This window comes from Vibrio sp. Vb0937, assembly GCF_033338855.1.
Genome location: NZ_JAWOTK010000125.1, coordinates 1 through 1,652 on the forward strand (window position 1 = coordinate 1; position 1,652 = coordinate 1,652).

The 1,652-nt window shown below is 43.5% G+C and carries 1 protein-coding gene; it reads left to right on the plus strand.

The window, feature by feature from the left end; genetic code table 11:
* Positions 1 to 1,652 (plus strand): Ig-like domain-containing protein (locus R7P67_RS23695; protein WP_318086178.1); only part of this gene is annotated, 1,652 nt, incomplete at both ends.

The window sequence follows — 1,652 nt, forward strand, 5'->3', positions numbered from 1 at the left end:
ATAGAAAATGGTGTGCCAGCACTGCATGCAGAGCAGCCAAGTTTGAGCGCGCTTACATCGGTCGGTCAATCTATTAACGTTGTTGTTGCAGAAGATGGGTTGAGCTTACAAGGAACATCGACTGACGACCGATTAGTTTTCTCAGCAGAAGTCAATGATGATGGTACGGTTCAAATTACTTTTTATGAAGCGATTGATCATGGTGTAGGTCAAGATGAGCTGGTGACTAACGTATTGGTTGAAAGCACTCAAAGTGATGCTGACGGTACACAAGAGACGGTTGTGGCCCCCCTAGAAATCGTCATCAGTGATGCCGACCCAGTGATCGCAAATGAGTCATATAGTGTAACCGAAGGCCAAGTCATTTCTGGCAATGTACTGGAGAATGACATTGATATTGATGGTGACTTGTACATTCGATATGTCAGAGCCGGAGGAGAGATCCAGTCTGTCCCTGATGGTGGCTCAGTAAGTTTTAGTCTAGAGAAGGGTGAATTAACCGTATTTTCAGATGGCTCTTGGCAGTTGAATGCCAGTCGCAACTTAGATCACACGGTTGAGCAAAGTCTCGTTTTTGATTATCTCGCAGCCGATGATTCAAAAGATTACGGTGTAGCAACCGCAACTATCGACATTATAGATGGCCAAGCGGGTTATGTAGGCAGTGCTACTATAAACGCAGCAGAAGTACCTCTGGGAGAGGCATTATTAACCACCGAAGGCAGTGTTAATGTGATTGCTGGCTCTGATAACCCTGATCCGACTAGTTTGTATTTTGGTGGGGCATCCATTACTAAGTTAGAGGCATTAGGGCTTACAAGCTCAGTCTCTGATAATGAGCTTAGCTACACGTTAAGTCCCAGTGGAAAGCAAATCACAGCATTTGCCAATGGTGTCACTGTATTTACGTTAACATTGAGTGGCATTGAGTCGGGTAACGATGTACTAGCTTCAATCTCGCTTACTCTTGATCATCCTATCGATCAATTCAATAGTAGTGATACGGTCACGTTCCCGCTGACCATTGGAGGGACAGATCTAGACTCCACACCGCTTGTAGAGAATGAAATTGATTTCGTGTTGAAAGATGGTGTTGATCCTACGTTGAGCAACTTGACTGTTGTTGCAATGGAGGAGATTAATCTAGAAAGTGGGGCAATCTTTAAGACTGGGAGCCTTCAACTCGATATCGGGAGTGATTATGTTGACTCTCTTCGATTTAGCGAATTAAACCAGCCCACATTAGTGAGTAGTGAAAGTGAGTTGCTTTACCGTCTGTCTGATGACGGTACGACAATTACTGGCTATATCTTAGAAGGTGGGGTGGAAGTAAATATTTTTCAATCGAAACTATTATCCACATTACCTTTAGAGTCGAGTAGTGAAATAGAGTATTCCTTTGAATTATATCGCTCTTTCGATCTGTCAAAAGATCAAATCCTGGATATACCATTGTTAGTTAATGCAACAGATTCAGACGGTGACACCACCTCCGTAACATTGGATATTACCTTAGAGGCAATTGAAGGTTTGAACGATGATGCCTCTTTAACGGTGGATATTCTTGATGGCGGCGATGGATACGAAAACCAGTTTGAAGTTCCTAGTGTCACGATTCAAGGTGACGCACTCAAGATAAGCGATGAGTGGCT